Origin of the sequence: Martinezella paranaensis, from assembly GCF_014200235.1 — a bacterium.
Classification (GTDB): Bacteria; Pseudomonadota; Alphaproteobacteria; order Rhizobiales; family Rhizobiaceae; genus Rhizobium; species Rhizobium paranaense.
Genome location: NZ_JACHBI010000037.1, coordinates 1 through 2,500, shown reverse-complemented (window position 1 = coordinate 2,500; position 2,500 = coordinate 1). Strand labels below are relative to the sequence as shown.

1 tRNA gene and 2 rRNA genes (1 of these 3 cut by a window edge) are annotated in these 2,500 nt (G+C 54.6%); all 3 read left to right on the top strand.

The window, feature by feature from the left end:
- Window positions 1-1,710 (top strand): 23S ribosomal RNA (locus GGD50_RS32335) (it extends 1,204 nt beyond the left edge of the window).
- Between the two features lie 206 nt (window positions 1,711-1,916).
- A 5S ribosomal RNA gene (rrf, locus tag GGD50_RS32330) occupies window positions 1,917-2,031 on the top strand.
- A gap of 308 nt (window positions 2,032-2,339) precedes the next feature.
- Window positions 2,340-2,416, top strand: a tRNA-Met gene (locus tag GGD50_RS32325).
- The last annotated feature ends 84 nt before the right edge of the window (window positions 2,417-2,500 follow it).

Genomic DNA, 2,500 nt, shown 5'->3' with positions numbered 1-2,500 from the left:
CCAGGATGTTGGCTTAGAAGCAGCCATCATTTAAAGAAAGCGTAACAGCTCACTGGTCTAGTCAAGGGTCTTTGCGCCGAAAATGTAACGGGGCTAAAGCCATGCACCGAAGCTGAGGATTCCTCTTTGAGGAGTGGTAGCGGAGCGTTCCGTAAGCCAGTGAAGGGACAGCCGTGAGGCATCCTGGAGGTATCGGAAGTGCGAATGTTGACATGAGTAACGATAAAGAGGGTGAGAGACCCTCTCGCCGAAAGACCAAGGGTTCCTGCTTAAAGTTAATCTGAGCAGGGTTAGCCGGCCCCTAAGACGAGGCGGACACGCGTAGTCGATGGGAACCACGTTAATATTCGTGGGCCTGGTGGTAGTGACGGATTGCTCAACTTGTAAGGTCTTATTGGATTGATCTTGCAGGGACGCGGTTCCAGGAAATAGCTCCACCGTATAGACCGTACCCGAAACCGACACAGGTGGTCAGGTAGAGTATACCAAGGCGCTTGAGAGAACTATGTTGAAGGAACTCGGCAAATTGCACGCGTAACTTCGGAAGAAGCGTGACCCTTATGTGCGCAAGCATGTGAGGGTGGCACAGACCAGGGGGTAGCGACTGTTTACCAAAAACACAGGGCTCTGCGAAGTCGCAAGACGACGTATAGGGTCTGACGCCTGCCCGGTGCTGGAAGGTTAAGAGGAGGGGTGCAAGCTCTGAATCGAAGCCCCAGTAAACGGCGGCCGTAACTATAACGGTCCTAAGGTAGCGAAATTCCTTGTCGGGTAAGTTCCGACCTGCACGAATGGCGTAACGACTTCCCCGCTGTCTCCAACATAGACTCAGTGAAATTGAATTCCCCGTGAAGATGCGGGGTTCCTGCGGTCAGACGGAAAGACCCCGTGCACCTTTACTATAGCTTTACACTGGCATTCGTGTCGGCATGTGTAGGATAGGTGGTAGGCTTTGAAGCAGGGACGCCAGTTCTTGTGGAGCCATCCTTGAAATACCACCCTTATCGTCATGGATGTCTAACCGCGGTCCGTCATCCGGATCCGGGACAGTGTATGGTGGGTAGTTTGACTGGGGCGGTCGCCTCCGAAAGAGTAACGGAGGCGCGCGATGGTGGGCTCAGACCGGTCGGAAATCGGTCGTCGAGTGCAATGGCATAAGCCCGCCTGACTGCGAGACTGACAAGTCGAGCAGAGACGAAAGTCGGTCATAGTGATCCGGTGGTCCCGCGTGGAAGGGCCATCGCTCAACGGATAAAAGGTACGCCGGGGATAACAGGCTGATGACCCCCAAGAGTCCATATCGACGGGGTTGTTTGGCACCTCGATGTCGGCTCATCGCATCCTGGGGCTGGAGCAGGTCCCAAGGGTTTGGCTGTTCGCCAATTAAAGCGGTACGTGAGCTGGGTTCAGAACGTCGTGAGACAGTTCGGTCCCTATCTGCCGTGGGTGTAGGAATATTGACAGGATCTGTCCCTAGTACGAGAGGACCGGGATGGACATATCTCTGGTGGACCTGTTGTCCTGCCAAGGGCATAGCAGGGTAGCTATATATGGAATGGATAACCGCTGAAGGCATCTAAGCGGGAAACCAACCTGAAAACGAGTGTTCCCTATCAGAGCCGTGGTAGACGACCACGTTGATAGGCCGGGTGTGGAAGTGCGGCAACGCATGAAGCTTACCGGTACTAATAGCTCGATTGGCTTGATCGTTCCCATTGCTCATGCTCATCAGACGAACGTAAACGTTCATCTGCAATGAGTTTTGTCCTCACGCATGTACGGGTCTTCGACCCTATGCTGCGGACGGCGCGCCGGACTGCCGGCGACGCGCTCTGCGCTTGCGGACTTTGTCCGAAAACGCATCCAACGACGTGTTTAAAAAATCCAGCTTCTCATTCAAAGTTGCGCTTTGCCGACCTGGTGGTTATGGCGGGGTGGCTGCACCCGTTCCCTTTCCGAACACGGCCGTGAAACGCCCCTGCGCCCATGGTACTTCGTCTTAAGACGCGGGAGAGTAGGTCGCTGCCAGGTCTGCCAATCGCAACTTCCGAGCAAACCCAATAGGGTTTGTCCGATTACAATCTTCTCTGATCAACAAACGGCCTAGCCGTGTTACAATAGGCCGCTAACAAGCGGCCTTTGTCGCTTCTGGAAATACGACTTCGAGACCCAAATACAGTTGTCTCGAAAACAGGTGTGCTCCAAAAGGTGCCCACCTAACACGGACAAATCCTCCGGATTTGCTCGGATGACGCAAGCCGTAAGGCTTGCTGCGTCGAGACGAACTGCAAAGCAGTTCGCTCGAGGGCGGACAAACCGCAAGCGGTTTGCTCGGATGGCGCGGGGTGGAGCAGCCCGGTAGCTCGTCAGGCTCATAACCTGAAGGCCGCAGGTTCAAATCCTGCCCCCGCAACCAATCCAGCTTCCTTCCACACAACAAAGCCGCCAAAGATCACACACAAAGCCCCACACGGGGCTTTCTGCGTTTTTAGGATGCCGT